The 16760-nt window shown below is 53.2% G+C and carries 13 protein-coding genes and 1 pseudogene; 3 read left to right on the top strand and 11 right to left on the bottom strand.

From position 1 onward, the window contains the following. Positions 1–523 (bottom strand): annotated as a pseudogene (locus B7988_RS08290) (hypothetical protein); the annotation flags it as partial. 260 nt (positions 524–783) lie between these two features. Between B7988_RS08290 and B7988_RS08285 the strand changes: the two are divergent. Genes B7988_RS08285 through B7988_RS08275 form a run of 3 tightly spaced genes read left to right on the top strand, consistent with a single transcriptional unit; the run spans position 784 to position 3571 of the window. Then, positions 784–1617, top strand: a complete 834-nt coding sequence (locus B7988_RS08285) for a TIGR02147 family protein (RefSeq protein WP_088657538.1) — start codon at positions 784–786, stop codon at positions 1615–1617. Then, positions 1610–2395, top strand: a complete 786-nt coding sequence (locus B7988_RS08280) for a hypothetical protein (protein WP_088657537.1) — start codon at positions 1610–1612, stop codon at positions 2393–2395. Before B7988_RS08285 ends, B7988_RS08280 begins: the two co-directional genes overlap by 8 nt. Before the next feature lie 15 nt (positions 2396–2410). Further along, a complete protein-coding gene (locus B7988_RS08275) occupies positions 2411–3571 on the top strand; it encodes a hypothetical protein (protein ID WP_088657536.1) in 1161 nt (386 codons plus the stop codon). Between the two features lie 97 nt (positions 3572–3668). Here B7988_RS08275 and B7988_RS08270 read toward each other — a convergent pair whose 3' ends face one another. The 10 genes from B7988_RS08270 to nuoB all read right to left on the bottom strand — a co-directional run bounded on the left by B7988_RS08270 (position 3669) and on the right by nuoB (position 16757). Continuing rightward, entirely contained in the window at positions 3669–6806 is a 3138-nt protein-coding gene (locus tag B7988_RS08270; RefSeq protein WP_088657545.1) for a GH116 family glycosyl hydrolase, read from the bottom strand. Positions 6807–6976: 170 nt separating this feature from the next. Beyond that, entirely contained in the window at positions 6977–8413 is a 1437-nt protein-coding gene (locus B7988_RS08265; RefSeq protein ID WP_088657535.1) for an NADH-quinone oxidoreductase subunit N, read from the bottom strand. Beyond that, positions 8413–9918 (bottom strand): NADH-quinone oxidoreductase subunit M, encoded by a 1506-nt coding sequence (locus B7988_RS08260; RefSeq protein WP_073320041.1) that lies wholly within the window; start codon positions 9916–9918, stop codon positions 8413–8415. The genes B7988_RS08265 and B7988_RS08260 overlap by 1 nt, the downstream gene beginning before the upstream one ends. Positions 9919–9930: 12 nt before the next feature. Further along, positions 9931–11886 (bottom strand): NADH-quinone oxidoreductase subunit L, encoded by a 1956-nt coding sequence (gene nuoL / locus B7988_RS08255; RefSeq protein WP_088657534.1) that lies wholly within the window; start codon positions 11884–11886, stop codon positions 9931–9933. Next, positions 11879–12184: an NADH-quinone oxidoreductase subunit NuoK gene (gene nuoK, locus B7988_RS08250; RefSeq protein WP_072978262.1), complete on the bottom strand. Its 306-nt coding sequence runs from the start codon at positions 12182–12184 to the stop codon at positions 11879–11881. The genes nuoL and nuoK overlap by 8 nt, the downstream gene beginning before the upstream one ends. After that, entirely contained in the window at positions 12181–12702 is a 522-nt protein-coding gene (locus B7988_RS08245) for an NADH-quinone oxidoreductase subunit J (protein WP_249268918.1), read from the bottom strand. Before B7988_RS08245 ends, nuoK begins: the two co-directional genes overlap by 4 nt. Before the next feature lie 56 nt (positions 12703–12758). Continuing rightward, entirely contained in the window at positions 12759–13232 is a 474-nt protein-coding gene (locus tag B7988_RS08240; RefSeq protein ID WP_073320050.1) for a 4Fe-4S binding protein, read from the bottom strand. 1 nt (position 13233) lies between these two features. Continuing rightward, positions 13234–14355 (bottom strand): complex I subunit 1 family protein, encoded by a 1122-nt coding sequence (locus B7988_RS08235; RefSeq protein WP_088657532.1) that lies wholly within the window; start codon positions 14353–14355, stop codon positions 13234–13236. Between the two features lie 3 nt (positions 14356–14358). Beyond that, entirely contained in the window at positions 14359–15501 is a 1143-nt protein-coding gene (locus tag B7988_RS08230) for an NADH-quinone oxidoreductase subunit D (protein ID WP_083564431.1), read from the bottom strand. Then, complete coding sequence (gene nuoB / locus B7988_RS08225; RefSeq protein ID WP_088657531.1) at positions 15498–16757, bottom strand: NADH-quinone oxidoreductase subunit NuoB; 1260 nt, start codon at positions 16755–16757, stop codon at positions 15498–15500. The genes B7988_RS08230 and nuoB overlap by 4 nt, the downstream gene beginning before the upstream one ends. Positions 16758–16760: the final 3 nt, after the last annotated feature.

Raw genomic sequence — 16760 nt, 5'->3', positions numbered from 1 at the left:
AGAGTTCTTCGTCTTCGGAGGAAGAGCTTTCAATTTCTTCTTCGCTGGAGCTGGAGATTTCTTCATCTTCGGAAGAGGAGCTTTCGATTTCTTCTTCGCTGGAGCTGGAGAGTTCTTCGTCTTCGGAGGAAGAGCTTTCAATTTCTTCTTCGCTGGAGCTGGATTCGACAACTTTGGAAGAAGAACTCTTGGGCGTTTCGATGACATCGTCTTCATCGAAGATTGGCTTTTTCGAGCTGGAGCTTACATCCTTGGTAGAAGTACTGCTGGAGGATTTCGTGATTTCCTTTTCCCAGCCGAGGGAGACCCATTCGCCGTCTTCGCAACGGTAGAAGCTGCCGTCGGCGAGCACTTGCATGACGTCGCCCTTTGTAGAAGAGCTGCATTTTCCCAATTCGGCAATGGTCTTCACGACGCCATCGGGCATCGGTGCAGAAGAGGTTGCGGATCCGGAATCGGAATCGCCGCAACCGCTCAAAATGGCCATGGAAATCATGGATGCGCCTAAGAACGCTTTTTTCATCCTGTTCTCTCCTTTATAAATTCCCAAATGTTAATTTGTAACGAACAATATACAAATTTTGTGCGATTTTTTAAAGATTGTTTCTTTTAAAATGATTGAAAACGTATTATACGGTTTTGGGGATGTATTATACACTTTGTATAATTTGGATGGTTGTATTTGATAAAATGTGTTTGTATTTGTGATTTTTAAATAAAATTCTATAATTTTGTATAATGAATGTATTGACTGAAACCTGAGCGAAATATATATTCCTTAGTATGAAATCGGTACTTGAATACAAAGACTATCACCTCTTTATGCAGGATTACTACGATGAACGCAAACGCCTGGGTGCGTTCTCGTGGCGCGAGTTCTGCAAAAGTGCCGGATTTACCTCGCCGAACTTCTTGAAGCTTGTGTGCATGGGCCAAAGCAAACTCAGCAAGGTCAAAATAGACGACGTGGCGAAGGCCATGGGGCTTAGCGGCTACGAGGCGGATTACTTCCGCGAAATGGTCCTGTTCTGCAATGCCGACAAGGACGAAGCCAAAAAGGCGGCCCTCCTTGAAATGCAGAGGATTGCGCTGGAACACAAGGTGCGCGTGGTCGATGGCGAAGCCTTCCAGTATTATGAATCCTGGAAGTATCCAGTGCTTCGTGAACTCGCCCCGATGATGCCGGGGGCCTCTCCCCGCGATTTGGCCGATGCGTGCAAGGAACATGTGTCTGCCGAGGAAGTGCGCGACGTGTTGAATTTCTTGGTGAAGGCCGGGTTCCTGAAGAAGGATGGCGAAAAGGTCTATTCGCAGACGGAACAGACGGTCATTGGTTCGAAAGAGGCTTTGCCCATAGCAATACGGGCCATGCACAAAGAGATGGCGAATATGGCCGCCCGCGCTGTGGACCGCTATGCACCGAATGAACGCTATTTTACGGGCGTCACGCTCAGCGTGAATCAAGAGGCAAGCGAACGGATTGCCAAAGAACTGGACGCCTGCTGCAGAAAGGTACTTGCGATTGCGAACGAATACAACGACCAAGATCAGGTTTGTAGAATCAATTTCCAGTTTTTCCCGGTAACGGACAAAATTAAAGAGGTGCGCCATGCTTAAGAAGTTTGTTTTTTCTGTAACGGCATTTTCGATTGCTTTTATGGCGGCCTGCTCCGACGATTCCGCGGGCGGTTCTTTGGCGGGCGGAACCATCGATCCCAATTCCATTGCCGAGGTAAGCAGTTCGTCCAACGATGTTGATACCATTGCGGTATCCAGTTCGTCCGAAGACAAAGGAAATCTTCCGGATGTCCCGCTGGAAGAATCCAGTTCGTCGAGTGAAAAAAGAACGGACACTCAGCCTTTTGTTCCGGTTGGCAGTTCATCCAGTCTAAATGCTGAGCCGAATAGCAGCGACGACTCTAAGGGAAGCAATGGCTCGGATCCGCAACCGGAGCCGGAATCATCTGCAAGCGATTCTGATGTATCTTTGCCTGAATACCATAATCTTCGTGTCCATACAGAGGATTTCAGTTTGCAGTGCAAGGATTATTCACTTTATAATAAAAACGATATTCCCGTTGTCGACCCCGAAATCGAACCTGCTTCGGCACGCTTCTACATGGATGGAAATTCAGAAGTGATTCTGTTTGAAAATGTCCAATTCGATGTTCCTTGCGACGAAGAACAACGGACATCATTCTTGAATGATGTCAACGAATCTGGCGCAATAGTAGGCCTTGATGGGAGTACGCTGTATGCAGCCTTTAGTCGGAGCAAGGGCTTGGATTATGGCTGTTTCTGCGTGGCGGATGCCGGATTCAAAATGGACCAGTTCTACCCTGGCTTAGATTCTGCAGTCTTTGATAATCAAAGGGCGATTCCGTTAGGAAATTAATTAAAGGAGGAAATCATGAAAAAGAATTCGATTTTTGCAACAGTTGTCTCTGTTGCGGCTGCGATGACACTTTCGTTTGGCTTACTTGCCTGCGGCGACGATTCGTCGTCGACAGCGCCCGAGCCTGTTACTGGCGGAAACAGTTCCACGGTGGAGGAGTCGTCTTCTAGCGAACTTCCTCCTGATACGACCTGCTGCAAGGTGACGGTTTCTTCGTCCAGCGAGGAACAGAGTTCGTCTTCGGTGTCGTCGTCTTCGAGCTTTGATATTCACATGTCGAGCCAGACTTGTTGTATTGATCTTTCGTCTTCTTCACAAGAAGAAACCGTACAGCAGATTAACGATATCTTTGGAACGTGCCGCGATAAAAAGGTTGATCCTATGATGGATGCGGCCTTGCCTCCTGTAGCCTATTTGGGTTATGAAGACGGAGACGATTCGGCAACGGTCGTTGTCGAGAACGTGTCGATGAATTGTAGGTCTATCAGCGGAACGGTGAGTATCATAAGGAAACCTGTTGTCGGAAATATTTACCTTTCGGCTTCCGGTGATACTCTTTATATGCAACAAGCGGCGCTTGATACCGTCAATGCCGAACCGGATTGCATGTGTGATTCCCGACTGATTTTTAAGGTGAAGGCGGACCCTGCATTTATCAATGCCAAGCTGTTAGTTGCCGTTATCGATGGAGATTATGGCAACAGAATGGAAATTATTAAGGCGTTTCCACCTGATGAACAGGAACCGCGGGATTCTATTCCTGCCGCGCAGGATAGTGTTCCTGAATCGACTCCGACGGAATTGGAATTGAACGGCTATGCGCGAGGCAAATGCATGGATAATGACCTTGCCGTAAAGCCTGTTACAAAAAGTGCAGTCTCTGACCTTCCCGAAGCAAGGCAGATTACTTACATGAACGGTATGACAGTCTTGACCTTGGAAAATGTGATGGACTATTGCGGAATAGACGCGAAGGTTTCTCAAAAGATGGTCGGTGATACGTTGATACTTGACTATTACGATGCAACCAGTGTAACCAAGTGCATTTGCAACTTTGATAAAATCGAATTCCTGATCGAACCGGAAAATGCGGCGGCCCGATACGTCAAGTTCAAAGATGTTGTGTACTGGGTCAATGAGATTATGTACGAAGTTGACCCTAATTGGAAAGGGTAATTACTCCTTGTTACTCACGAAAAACAGGCGCTCCAGCGGAGCGCCTGTTTTTCTTATATCCGAAAAAACGGAGCTTATTAGTATTGCGAATGCAATCTTAATAAAGCAAAGCGAACACCATGCCGGGGCGGAAGTACTTGCCGGCGGTGTACTTGAGTGCCGTGCTGTGGAGCAGCATGAACAGCGCGCTTGCTTCAACCTTGTTGGCCTTCGCGATGCTGCCGAATGCCTTCGTAAAGGCGGGCAGGTTGCGGGGGAGCTTCGGGCTGATGCGGGAGTCTGCAAGCAGGGCGCCCTTCTTCAGGAGCTCCTTATGCATCTTCTCGGCGGCGGTGGCGCTGAGGCCGAATGCCTTCACGAGCGCTTCCGGGTGCAGGCGGCAAGAACCGTTGAATCCTTCCGGTGCGGCGAACGGAATGCGGGCTTCTTCGTAGAGGTTGCGGATCATGGAGTCACCCATGTCAGCAGCCTGCTTTTCGAGGCCGTGGTGCATCATGGCGCACATAATGCTGTACTGGATGCCGATCCACACGTCGTGAGCCTGGAAGTTGAATTCGTCGAGCGGGCTGCCGTCCTTGCGCACAAGGTTTGCGGCACCGATGAGCGGGCTGTTGGCCTTGTAGTTCGTGTTGTAGACGCGGAGCAGGTTGGCCTTCGCCTTCTTCTCGTCGCTGATGGGCTTGAGGCCGAGCAGGCGCAGGTACGTGTCGGCGAGCATCGTGTCGGCGAATACGTCGTCGCAGTCGTTGGCAATCTTTGCGTTCCAGCTGGCGGTGAATGCGTCCTTGCACTGGGCGGTGAGCCATGCCTTCTTGAGGCCGCGGAGTTCGTTCTTGGAAAGCTCCACGTCGCTCGGGATTGCGCCGGAGTTCAGCCATTCGTTGATGGTCTTGAGGGCTGCCTTCACGTCGCTACCGTCGATGGTGAGCGTTTCCTTGATGGCGTCGGCAAGCTGCGGGAGCTTGTCTGCAACCACATCCTTCGCTTCCATCGGAGTCACGAAGAAGTGGTAGTAGCCTTCAGCTTCGTCCCACAAGGCTTCGTCGAATTCCTTGTTGGCGGCATCGGCCTTGGCGTTCCAGGTGTCGGCCTGCTGCTTATCGCCGAGAATTTCGGCAATCTTTGCCGCAGCGCGGAGGCCTGCAATCCAGAGGCTACCGCAGTACACGGAAATGCCGTGGCTGGAGAGGTTGTCGAAGGTGTCGTCGGTACCGTGGGTGAGCGGGAAGTTTTCGCCCTCGTTCACCATCTTTTCAAGGTACTGCATGGCGGCGTAAACAGCTTCCTTGCAATCCTTCAGGTTTTCGATGTCCTGCGTCTTCACGTAGTGGCGGAGAACCATCAAAACATACTTCGGAGCAAGATCCTTCCATTCTTTCACGTTATGCCAGTCGTAGGCATCGGGTTCGGCGTCGAAGGGGCTTCCGAGGTCGTGAATCACGGCGCCACGAACAGCGCGCGGGCCTTCGAGTTTCGGGTCGGGGAGGTCTGCAAACGGGTGGTTCACGTATTCGTGGTGACGGCGACGATTGTTGTTCACGGCGAGAATCGCATCACCGAAGCGCTTCATGACCACACCGTCGAGGCGCGGCATCAGGGCCATCAGGCTGAAGCTACCGTAGAAGTAAACGTCGAGAGAGTTGAAGAACGGATAGTCTGCGCATTCGCGAACCAGGAAACGGTCGTCCTTGTCCCACACGGTGGCTTCGGCGAGGAAGCTGAGGGTGTTGAGGGCGAGGCTCTTGAATTCGTCCTGCTTGGCGGCAGTCTTGTAGAGCTTGGCGACAGCCTTCTTCGGGACGAGCGCTTCGAATGCCTTGAGGCGAGCGTCCAAGTTCTTGTCGGCGGCGAGGGCTTCTTCGAGAATGGCGCCCACGCGGCCATAAGCTTCGGGGAAGAAAACGGTGTACTTCTTGGCGGAAGTAAGCTTGTTCAGCTTGATTTCGGGGAAGTCGAGCACCAGGTTGAACTGGAAGCTGACTTTCTGCTTCGGCTTGAGAACCGCGGTAACGGCGACGGCACCGGCCATCGTCTCGCGACCGCTGTAAACGTTCTTGACCCAGGCTTCGCAAACGCGGCCGCTGCGGAGAGCGCCCTTCAAAACAGAGGCGGCGTCATCCTGGTAGAACATCGGCTTCACGGAAACGTTCAGGTTATCCTTCTTGTTCCAGGCGACGGACACGCCCATGCAGCCGTTGAAGTCGCTTTCGGCGAGCGGCTTTTCGTTGTAGAATTCGAGACCGCGGACTTCGCGACCGTCCTTGGCCTGCTTGCTGAATTTCACGCCCTTCGGGAAACGTGCGGCGGGTACGAGCACAAAGCTCGAGTCCTGAACGCCCTGGCGGTCCTTCTTGGCCATGTAACCGGCAATGCAGTCCTGCACCTGCACGATGGTGACTTCGCGGGTTTCCTTGGTGGTATTTTCGAGAGTGAACACGGTCGCGTTCACGGGGAGGCTGGAGAGGCGTTCGTCACCCGGAGTCACGTAGCTGGACTGGGTCTTGGTGATAGCGACACCCTTGCCTTCGTAAACAGTTTCGCTCACCGGATAGAGAGCGGTGTACTTCATCTTGGCGGCATCGTAACCGGCCTGGCCCAGGAATTCAGAGTCGTTTGCCCAGGCGGCGGTGAGGGCGCCCTGACGCACGGCCTTTTCGCCCACGACACCGTTGAAGAAATCGATGACGGCGCTGCGGTTGAGTTCGGCACCGGCCTTATTCAAAAGGGCCGCGGTACGGTCGCTCCATTCGATGTGCCAGCGTTCAAAGTCTGCCTTGTTGTTCTTGAAAAAGTCCTTCTCGGCGATGGCCTTGTTGAGCTTGGCCTCGGCCTTCTTCTGGTTTGCAAGTTCTGCGGCGGTAAAGAGGGCTTCACCCTTTGCGTCTACGAGCGGGTACTTGGCGAGCATCTGCGTAAAGCCAGCGAAGTCGACAATTTCGAGAGCGGCCTTCGCGTCGATGACGGATTCGCGGAAGAAGAAGTTGTTGAAGCGGAGGTCAGCGGGCTTTTCGGTGCGGACCTGCACGCCAGGCATCACGTTCATCACGGGTGTGGTGCCTGCAGGCGTTGCGGTAAATGTCGAGCCGATACCGCCGACAGCAATACCCGTGGTAGAAGGGGTCGTAGAAAGCGGGGTGTACCAGGGCTGGATAAATTCCACGGCGAGGCCCGGGGTCATCAGCTTCTGGACGGAACCGGCCTGTTTGGCGCCGGCGAGGTATTCTTTAATGCTCATAGTCAATTCCATGAATTGGGGTTAAATTTTTACGAGTATAAAATTAAAAATTCTAGTGGCCACAAAACGAACGTTCCCGCCAAAATATGTACACAAAATGAACACCAACAAAAAAGCCCCGAATGGTGTCGGGGCTGCAAAAGATTGCGAGCGGTCTTTATTTTATTCTTTTAAAACGTAAAGCCGGCGAAGATGTTGTCGCTGAGGAATGGCAGCACCCCGAGCACAATCACTGCAACAGTCAAGAGCCAAATCACACCGCGCTGGCGCTTGGTCATGCGCAATGGATTTAGGTGGTCGTCGGTCTCGTCAATCCATGCGCTCTTGATCAGCTGCAAGTAGTAATACAGCGCAAGTACGTTGTTGAGGACTGCAAACGTCACGATGCCGTAATGCCCGGTAGAAGCTCCGCTGAAGAACAAGTGGAACTTTCCGAAGAAACCGGCAAGCGGCGGAATGCCAGCCAAGCTGAACATGGCGACAGCAAGGGCGATTGCAAGCATCGGCTTCTGCTTGGAAAGCCCACGCAGAGAATTGAATGTCTCTTCGCGGTGATGCCCGATAATGCCGAAGATAAAGAAGGCGAGGTAGTTCGAAACCGCGTATACGAACAGGTAGTAAATGATAGCTGTCTTTGCGGTGGCAGCCGGGCCAAGGAGTGCTACCATGATGTAGCCGGCCTGAGCAATCGAACTGTAAGCCATAAAGCGGCGGAGTCTGCTCTGCTTGAGGGCGCCGAGGTTACCGACAAAGAGCGTGGTGCCGGCAAGGAGGGCGATAAAGGGGGCGATTTGTTCCTGAATCGGGGCGAGCGGGCCGTAAACGAGCATCACGAGGAATGCAATTGCGGTTGCCTTCGATGTGACCGAGAGAATGGCTGTTACCGGAGTCGGAGCACCTTCGTAAACGTCCGGAGCCCAGGTGTAGAACGGGAACAAAGTCAGTTTAAAGCCAATACCTGCAAACAGGAATAGCACCGCAATCCACAGCAGGGGAGAGGTGCCTGCGGCGACGGCTTGCTGAATGGCTTCAAAGTGAATCGAACCCGCAAAACCGTAAAGGTAGCTGAATCCGAACAGTTCGAACGCGGTCGCGACAGAACCCATCAGAATGTACTTGGTCGCTGCTTCAGAACCGTATTGGTCGCGCTTGTTCCAGGCTGCAAGAGCGTACATCGGAATGGTCGCGATTTCGAGGCCCAGGAAGAATGTGAGCATGTCGCAGGCCGAAACCACCGTGAATCCGCCGAAGGTGGCGAATGCAACCGTGCCGATAAATTCGGCAATCTGGTGCATGGCGGGCTTACCGTCGCCACTGTGGTCAAAGTAGTCTTTTGCAAGCCAAATGCCGAGAATAGCGGACACCATCAAAACCTCGCGCATTAAAACGCCAAAGGTGTCGATATGCCAGTTCGTGATAAAGAACCTGCCTGCTCCGCCTGTAAGCGGAATCAGGTTCAACAAGATGAAAATCAGAATGAATCCGATGTTTCCGATTCTCCAAGGAACCTTGGAGCGGTCAGTACAGAACAGTCTGCTCCCGATCACGATAAACGGGAAAAGCAGAAGCAGTAAATCGGGAATGACGAAATTGGGAATGCTGAACATTATAAACCTATCTTGGTGAAGATGGGGGCGATGCTTTGGTCAAGCATGTCTGCAATCCATCCGGGGAAAACGCCAATCAAAAGTAAACACGCCACAAGAACAACCACTACGAGTTTTTCGCGGAAACAGGCGTCGGTAAGTGTTTCGTACTTGGCCGGCATATTGCCGTGCAACATGCGGTTTGCCGTTTGCAAAATGTAAACGGCAGTCGTCGTAATCGAAAGGATGGCGAGCACGGTCACAATGCGGGTAAGCGTAGAATCTTGCTGGAAAGCTCCGATAAAGATGTTGCTTTCGGCAATGAATCCGCTAAAGCCTGGGAGCCCAAGACCCGCAAAGCCTGCAATCACAAAGCCTACGCCGAGGAACGGGAGCTTGCGCATGATGCCGCCCATTTCGGTAATGTCGCGGGTGTGCGTGCGTTCGTAAATCATACCAATCGTTGCGAAGAAGAGTCCCGTCAAGAATCCGTGAGAAATCATCTGGAGGCTTGCTCCGCGAAGACCCACCGGAGTCATGGCGGCAAGTCCTAAGAAGATAAGACCCAAGTGACTAATGGAACTGTAAGCCGTAATGTACTTGAGGTCTTTGTGGCGAAGTGCGATGAAGGGACCAAGCACTACGTTAAAGATCAAGAGTGCCACCACGTACGGGAGCCAAATCTTGGCCGCTTCCGGCATCAGGAACATGGCGACGCGCAAGCAACCGTAAGCGCCCATCTTCATCATCACGCCGGCAGCCAGCATCGAAACGGCGGTCGGTGCCGCCGAGTGACCATCAGGGCTCCAGAAATGGAACGGGAACAGGGAACTCGAAACGGCGAAACCCATGAACATGAGCGGGAAAGCCCACATCTGGTAATCCATCGGGAGCGTGACCTTGGAAAGTTCCACAAGGCTAAAGCTGTTGATTCCACTTTCGAAATAAAGTCCGAACAGCGTTGCCAAAATCATGGAAGAACCGAAGGCGAGCGTTAGCGTCAGTTTTTTACCGCCGTAGTCCTTGCGTCCGGAACCGTAGCCAGCAATCATCAGGTACATGCAGAGCGCTTCCATTTCGTAGAACACGAAGAACAGCACCAAGTCCATGCTCATGAACACGCCGTAAACGCTTGTAGCGAGCAGCTGGATGAGCGCGAAGAACACCTTCTGGTTTCCCTTGATGTTCCAGCTGACCAGGATACCGCCCCAGACGATGACTGCGGTAAGGAACAGCAGGAACATGTTGAGCCCATCGGCGCCGACGGCGTAATGGGCGTTCAAGGCATGCAACCACGGGATGTCCATGTAGTAATGGAGTAAAAGCGGGGCTGATTCCTTGGCGGCTGTGTCAATGCCAAGCGTGTAGAGCCTGTAGGTAAGGTAGCCGACAAGCAGCAACACAAAGGTGCCCGAAACGGCATGAATTGTCTTAAGCAGGGATTCCTTTTGCGAAGAAATCGGTGCGCAGACTAGGACCGTGAAAAGTGGTATGATCCAGATAAGGTTAAAAAGCAAAGTATCCATAGTCAAACCTGCTTAAATAGGAAGCTGCCCCAAGAAACGCCACAGGATTACGCCAACAATAAGCGTGCCCAGGTAAAAACTCAGGTTTCCGCCCTGTGCGTAGCGCACGAGATCGCCGAGCTTGTGTGTGAACCACACGACAAACGCGAGGATTCCTTCGATAATGTAGTCTTGAATAAAGCGTGCTACGCGGGCAATACCGCCAATCACGAACTGGCGAACCACGGCGTAGTACATTTCGTCAAAGTAGAACTTGTGGTAGATAACCTTGTAGAGCCCGCTTCGGTTGGTGGCGTCGAGGGCGCGTCCGATTTTTGCCCTCGGGCTTGCATAGAAGAACCATGCTATCAAAAGGGCGACGGCGGCAACGGCGACAGCCACATACGGAATCCATTCGGCATGGGGGAGCATCACGAGCTGCGGCACGCGGAGCCTACCCGGCACAAAGTACTGCTCGAAGAGGTTCTTGCTGAGGAGGCCGCTCAACAGGGCGGGCACGGCAAGAATCACAATCGGAAGAGTCATGAAGAAGTCTTCGTGCACATGGCCTTCGGCAACGGACTTGCAGCGCGGAGCGCCATGGAAGGCCAAGAAGAACAGGCGGAACATGTAGAATGTGGTAAGGCCGCTGGTGAGAATGGCCAAGCCGAATACCACGTAATGGTGACCTTGGAAGGCCGCCAAAATGATTTCGTCCTTTGAGAAGAATCCGGAGAACGGCGGAATGCCTGCAATGGCAAGCACGCAAATAAGGCTGCACCAGTAGGTGAGCGGCATTTTCTTGCGGAGTCCGCCCATGGCGTCCAAATCATTCGTATGCACCTGGTGAATCAGGCTACCTGCAATCAAGAACAAGGCGCACTTGAAGAAGGCATGCGTAAAGATGTGGAAGGTAGACGCTGTCCAGCCGGTGGTAATGACGGCGTCGCCAATCTTGCAGGCGCCAAGCGCAAACATCATGTAGCCTAGCTGTGAAAGCGTGGAGTAGGCGAGAATGCGCTTGATGTCTTTTTGCGTGCAGGCGATGACTGCGGCAAAAATCATGGTGAATGCACCCACCCACATAATGAGCGTGAGCGAATTGCCACAGATGGCGAAGAACGGGAAGAGTCTTGCGACCAGGTAAACGCCAGCGACCACCATGGTGGCACTGTGGATGATCGAAGACACCGGAGTCGGACCTTCCATGGCGTTCGGAAGCCAGATATGCATGGGGAACATGGCCGACTTGCCCCAACCACCCGTAAAGATAAGGATAGAACCGATGATGAGCGCGTCTGCCTTGCTGACCACCATCAGGCCGAGGTTAATCGTCTGTTCCTTGAAAACGCTCAAGGTAAGGCCATTGAGGGCAAAAAAGTCGAAACTCTGCACCACATAGCTCACGATCACGATGCCGAGCAAGAAGAAACTGTCTGCAAAGCGGGTGAGAATGAACGCCTGCTTCGAAGCGCTCACGGCCGAGGGCTTGTGGTACCAGAAACCGATAAGCAGGTAGCTGGATACACCCACCAGTTCCCAGAAGATGAACATCTGGAAAAGGTTCGTGGCGGCAACGAGTCCGAGCATGCTGAAGCTGAACAGAGAAAGAATCGAGAAGAATCGGCCAGCACTACGGTCGCCCTTCATGTAGCCGATGCTGTAAATGTTCACGAGGAACGAAATCACCGTGACCACCACAAGCATCATGACCGAAAGCGGGTCAATCAAAAGCCCGATGTTTGCAGCAAAGTGATCTGCAAACTTGAGGAACGGAATGTTGAAGAGAACCGCTTTTTGCGGGGCAAAGGTCGAACCGAAATAGTGTACGGCGACAACCAAAGCCGAAATCATGGCAATACCGTTACCGATGACGGCAAATGTGGCGGCGGCTTTATCCGATTTGCGGCCGAGGAAGAGCCCGTTGACCACAAATACCAAAAGCGGCATCAAGAAGATTAAATAGCTGATGGAAACGTCGTTAATCATGGAGGTCCCTCAACTGTTCTACGTCCAGACTCTTATAGCGGCGGTACATCGACACGATAATGGCAAGGGCGATTGCCATTTCGCAGGCGGTCACGGCAATCACGAAGATGCTGAACAGGGCGCCTGCGGTCGAGTCGCTTGCGCTAAAGTAGGCAAACGAAATAAAGTTAATGTTTGCTGCATTCAGCATGAGTTCAATCGAAATCAGCATGCCAATCAGGTGACGACGGCGCATTAAGCCCCACACGCCAATGCCGAAAAGCAGGAATGCGAGAATGAGACAATTCATCAGGGTCATTTTTCTTCTTCCTCCTTGCCTTTGCGGGCGATGGTGATGGCGCAAATCAGCGTCATCAGGAGAAGGATACTCACGACTTCGAACGGAATCACGAGTCCGTCTTCGCCGTAGCCCAGCAGTCTAAGAGCGAATGCCTTGAGCGAAGCGTAACCTTCGGGAGCGGCAACGACGCCGTTTGAAAGTCCTTCGATGGGAAGCAGGCACTTGACCATCACGAGCACAAAGATAATCGAGAGCGCGAATGCGGCAAAGATTCTCGGAATCTTCACCGAAAAAGCGTCTTCGCCGAGGCGGCTTGTGAGTAGAATCGTGAATACCACGAAAATCACGACGCCGCCCACATAGACCATCACCTGGGCGAGTGCAGTAAATTCTGCGTGCAGGAGCAGGTAAAGAATCGCTGTCGCGACGAAGCTGAAAATCAGGAATACGGCGCTTTGCAAAATGTTCTTGACCGCGACCGTGCAAACAGCCGTTACAAGAATAATGAAGGTGACCACGTAAAATGCCAAATCCATTCCGCCAGTGGGAAAGGCGACATTTTGCGGGATTAAATTGGAAAGCGTTGCAAGCATTAGCCTTGGCCCTCCTTCTTGTTAAGAATCATTTCGAGCGTGGCGGGGTCGGTCGTGGCGACTTCGAATGCCTGGCTCATGCGGATAGCGCCAAACGGGCAGGCTTCCACGCAGAGCCCGCACTGGGTGCAGCTCGCAAAGTGGTAAACATAGCGACCGAGCACCTTTTTGCCGGCGATGTTCTTGGTCGAAAGCACGTTGATCGAGGCGTTCGGGCAGGCGCGTTCGCACATGCCGCAAGCGGTGCAGTGGTTGTTGCCTTCGGCGTCTTCGATCATTTCGAGGCGGCCGCGGTAACGTTCGTGCATCTTGAGCGTCTTCCTGTTTTCAGGATACTGCTCAGTCACGATGCGTCTGGGGTCAAAGAAATACTTGAGCGAAACGGAGAGACCGCAAATCAGGCTCCACGGGCCCGTAATGCAGCGCTTCAGGTAACGCTTGATGTACTTGCGTGTTGAAAGTCTTTCTTGCATATTATCCTACAAAAATCATCCACACGGCGCCGGCGGCGAGGAGCACCAGGTTCACCGGCAAAAGGAATTTCCATTCAAAGTCCATGAGCTGGTCCACACGCGGGCGCACAAAAGTCCAGCGCACCATCATGTAGCACCAAATCATAAAGTAAATCTTCGCGAAGAGCCACACGACTCCGGGCACCATCTGCAGGTAGGTGTCGATTGCTTCAACACCGATGCAGGGGGCATGGAACCCGCCCAAGAAACAGGTGGCGGCAAGTGCCGAGTTCGTGACCAAGGCGATGTATTCGGCCAGGTAGAACATGGCAAACGGGGTGCCGTTGTATTCCGTGTGGTAACCACCGGTCAATTCCTGTTCCGCTTCGGCGATGTCGAAGGGAGCGCGGTTCATTTCGGCGGTACTCGAAATAAAGAAGAGAATGAAGGCGATAAAGCCGAGCACCGGAATCTTGAAGATGAACCAGTCAAGCACCGTGCCGTCCTGGGCCTGGGCGATATCCATGAGGCTCGTGGAACCCGAAATCATCACGACGAACAAAAGAATCATCGCGAAAGAGATTTCGTAGCTGATCATCTGGGCGCCGCTACGGAGAGCACCGAGCAAGGAATACTTGTTGTTGCTGCTCCAGCCGCCAAGCAAAATGCCCAACACGCCAAAGCCGTTTACCGCGATAATCATCGGAATGCCCATGTCGATGTCAGCGACAATCAGGTTGTGGTCGAACGGAATGAGCGCTGCGATAATGAACGGGGCAATCAGCACAATCATCGGTGCCGCGTAGAACATCAGCTTGTCGGCGCCGCTCGGGGAATAGACTTCCTTGAAGAGCATCTTGATCACGTCGGCGATGGTCTGAAGCGTACCGTGCCAGCCCAAGCGCATGGGGCCCAAGCGGCATTGCACGTGGGCGCAGACCTTGCGTTCCATGTAAATCAAGATCGGGGCAGAACCGATATTCACGGCGCAGACTGCGATAACGCAGAGGAGCGCATTAATCAAGAAGGCGGCGATGCTGTCGAGGGTTGCGTTGTGCAAAGCGTCCGGCAAGTAAGCCGAAAGCTTCGGAACCCATTCGCGAATAAAGTCGCCTACAGGATGTGTAATAGAAGGTACAAACATATATTACCTGTCAATCTCTGGAATCACCGGGTCAAGAGTAGCCATAATGGTCACAAGGTCCGAAATCTTGTGGCCCTGCGCCATCTTGTTGAGGGCGGCGATGTGCGGGAAACTGGGCCCACGCGTGTGAATGCGGTATGGCTTTTCACCGGTCGTAGCTGCAACCACGTAGGTGGCGTACAGGCCTTTGGCCGTTTCGATTTCGCTGTAGTAGCGTCCGACCGGAAGACGCACCGGCTTTTCCTTGGCGCGCCACGGTCCTTCTTTAGGGAACTTTTCGATGCACTGGTACAGAATGCGCATGGATTCGTGAATTTCGGCAATGCGGACCGTGTAACGGTCGTAGCAGTCACCGGTGTAGGTCACGGGCACGTCGAATTGCAGCTGGTCGTAAATGCTGTAGGGATTCGCCTTGCGCACATCGAAGTCGACGCCGCTTGCGCGGAGTACCGGGCCGGAGCATCCGTAAGCGATGGCGTCTTCGGCGGAAAGAATGCCGATTCCCTTGCTACGTTCGAGCACGATGATGTTCTTCGAAAGGAACCTTTCGTAGTCCTTCATGGCGCCTTCGAGGTGCTTGAGGAATGCCTTGACGCGGTCGATAAAGTTTTCGGGAACGTCAAAGCGGCTGCCACCCGGTCTAAAGAAGTTGGTCGTCAGGCGCGATCCAGTGACTTCTTCCAGAATGTCGTGGATCATTTCGCGTTCCTTGAAACCGAACAGCAAGCATGTCTGGCCGCCCAAGTCGCCGCCGAAGCAGCCGAAGAACACCAGGTGGCTGGCGATACGTCCCAGCTCCGAAAGCATCACGCGGATGTATTCGGCCTTTTCGGTAACGCCGATGTTCATGCCTTTTTCAAGGGCTATCACGACCCCCAGGTTGTTCTGGATGGCCGTCAGGTAGTCCTGGCGGTCGGACATCGCGATGTACTGCAGGTAGCTCATGGATTCCGCCTGCTTTTCCATGCCGCGGTGGATGTAGCCGAAATGCGGTACGATTTCTACAATCGTTTCGCCGTCCATACGCAGCGCCAAGCGGAGAGCTCCGTGGGTACTCGGGTGCTGCGGACCCATGTTGATGAAAAATTCTTCGGTATTGGTATCGCGGGTAATCTTGAATCCCGGCGGGAGTCTTGTCATACTCATACGGGCCTCTTGATCATTTGCGGGTGGGTGAAGTCCTTACGTAGCGGATAACCGACAAAGTCCTTGTCCAGGAAAATGCGGCGCAGGTCGGGGTGACCTTCAAAGTTGATGCCGAACATGTCGTAGACTTCGCGTTCCTTGACTTCGGCGCCCGGGTACAGGTGGCTGATGGTCGGAACGCTTCCGAGCAGCGCTGTGGGGCGTTCTTCTTCGGGGATGTCGAAGTTCTTCTTGATTTGCACGCAGAAGAAGACCTTGTGGCCCTTTTCGATACTGCGGAGCATGGTCACCATGTCGAAGTGATCGTCGTAGTCGATTGCCGTGACGTCGATCAGGTAGTTCATCTTGAACTCGGGATCGTTCTTCACGTATTCTACGGCGGCCACGTAGTCTTCGACGCTGATCATCACTTCGAGCGGACGGTCGGCGGGCATGGCGGCCACCACATCTTCGATGGGGTCTTCGCTGTGCGTGTGCACGGTAATGCCCGGGAACTTCGCCTTGAGTTTCTTGTAAATGTCGAGCTGGCTTAAACCAAAGCGCTTGCAGGCGACACGCTCGACTTCGGGGAAGTCTTCCTTTTTCACGCGCACGGGCTTGAAGCTGCTCTTGTAATCCGGATTTTCTTCCTTGAATTTCGCGCGGGCTTCGGCCATTTCCTCGTCCTTGATGCGTTCAAGGGCGGCCCAGGTCTTCGCGGCTTCGCGGTAGCGGTCCATGGTCGAAACGTCCTTCGGTTCGCCTTCGTGCCAGGGGTCACGGCAGGTTTCTTTCAAAATCTTTTCGCGCAGAGTCAAAAGTCCATGGAACAGGGCTTCGGGGCGAGGCGGGCAACCGGGAACGAAAACGTCCACCGGAATCAGGTTCTGCGCCCCGCGCACCACAGCGTAGTTGTCGTAAATGAACGGGCCACCGCTGATGGTGCAGGCGCCCATCGCGAGCACGTACTTGGGGCCGGGCATTTGTTCCCAGAGCATCTGGAGAGCGGGCGCCATACGGCGGGTAATGGTTCCTGCGATAATGAAGAGATCCGCCTGGCGGGGCGAAGCGCGGAACACTTCGGAACCAAAGCGGGCGATATCGTAGCGGGCCATGGAGCTACTCATCATTTCGATGGCGCAGCAGCTGGTGCCGTAGGTGAGGGGCCAAATCGAATTTGCTCGGGCCCAGTTTACAACGTAGTCTATCGCGTTGACGACATACTTGCCGCCCGGGATAGGATCTAAAATCTTAGGAGCTAGGTTTATAATTCCCATAGG

This window comes from Fibrobacter sp. UWB1 (genome assembly GCF_002210325.1).
GTDB lineage: Bacteria > Fibrobacterota > Fibrobacteria > Fibrobacterales > Fibrobacteraceae > Fibrobacter.
This window is presented reverse-complemented; position numbering and strand designations above follow the sequence as displayed.

Excerpts from the sequence above, each read along its gene's own strand:
- nuoL (WP_088657534.1), bottom strand. The coding sequence starts at position 11,886 with ATGATTAACGACGTTTCCATCAGCTATTTAATCTTCTTGATGCCGCTT.
- B7988_RS08245 (WP_249268918.1), bottom strand. The coding sequence starts at position 12,702 with ATGGATTTGGCATTTTACGTGGTCACCTTCATTATTCTTGTAACGGCT.
- B7988_RS08230 (WP_083564431.1), bottom strand. The coding sequence starts at position 15,501 with ATGAGTATGACAAGACTCCCGCCGGGATTCAAGATTACCCGCGATACC.
- nuoB (WP_088657531.1), bottom strand. The coding sequence starts at position 16,757 with ATGGGAATTATAAACCTAGCTCCTAAGATTTTAGATCCTATCCCGGGC.
- B7988_RS08270 (WP_088657545.1), bottom strand. The coding sequence starts at position 6,806 with ATGAGCATTAAAGAATACCTCGCCGGCGCCAAACAGGCCGGTTCCGTC.
- B7988_RS08285 (WP_088657538.1), top strand. The coding sequence starts at position 784 with ATGAAATCGGTACTTGAATACAAAGACTATCACCTCTTTATGCAGGAT.
- B7988_RS08265 (WP_088657535.1), bottom strand. The coding sequence starts at position 8,413 with ATGTTCAGCATTCCCAATTTCGTCATTCCCGATTTACTGCTTCTGCTT.
- B7988_RS08280 (WP_088657537.1), top strand. The coding sequence starts at position 1,610 with ATGCTTAAGAAGTTTGTTTTTTCTGTAACGGCATTTTCGATTGCTTTT.
- B7988_RS08275 (WP_088657536.1), top strand. The coding sequence starts at position 2,411 with ATGAAAAAGAATTCGATTTTTGCAACAGTTGTCTCTGTTGCGGCTGCG.
- B7988_RS08235 (WP_088657532.1), bottom strand. The coding sequence starts at position 14,355 with ATGTTTGTACCTTCTATTACACATCCTGTAGGCGACTTTATTCGCGAA.
- B7988_RS08240 (WP_073320050.1), bottom strand. The coding sequence starts at position 13,232 with ATGCAAGAAAGACTTTCAACACGCAAGTACATCAAGCGTTACCTGAAG.
- B7988_RS08260 (WP_073320041.1), bottom strand. The coding sequence starts at position 9,918 with ATGGATACTTTGCTTTTTAACCTTATCTGGATCATACCACTTTTCACG.
- nuoK (WP_072978262.1), bottom strand. The coding sequence starts at position 12,184 with ATGACCCTGATGAATTGTCTCATTCTCGCATTCCTGCTTTTCGGCATT.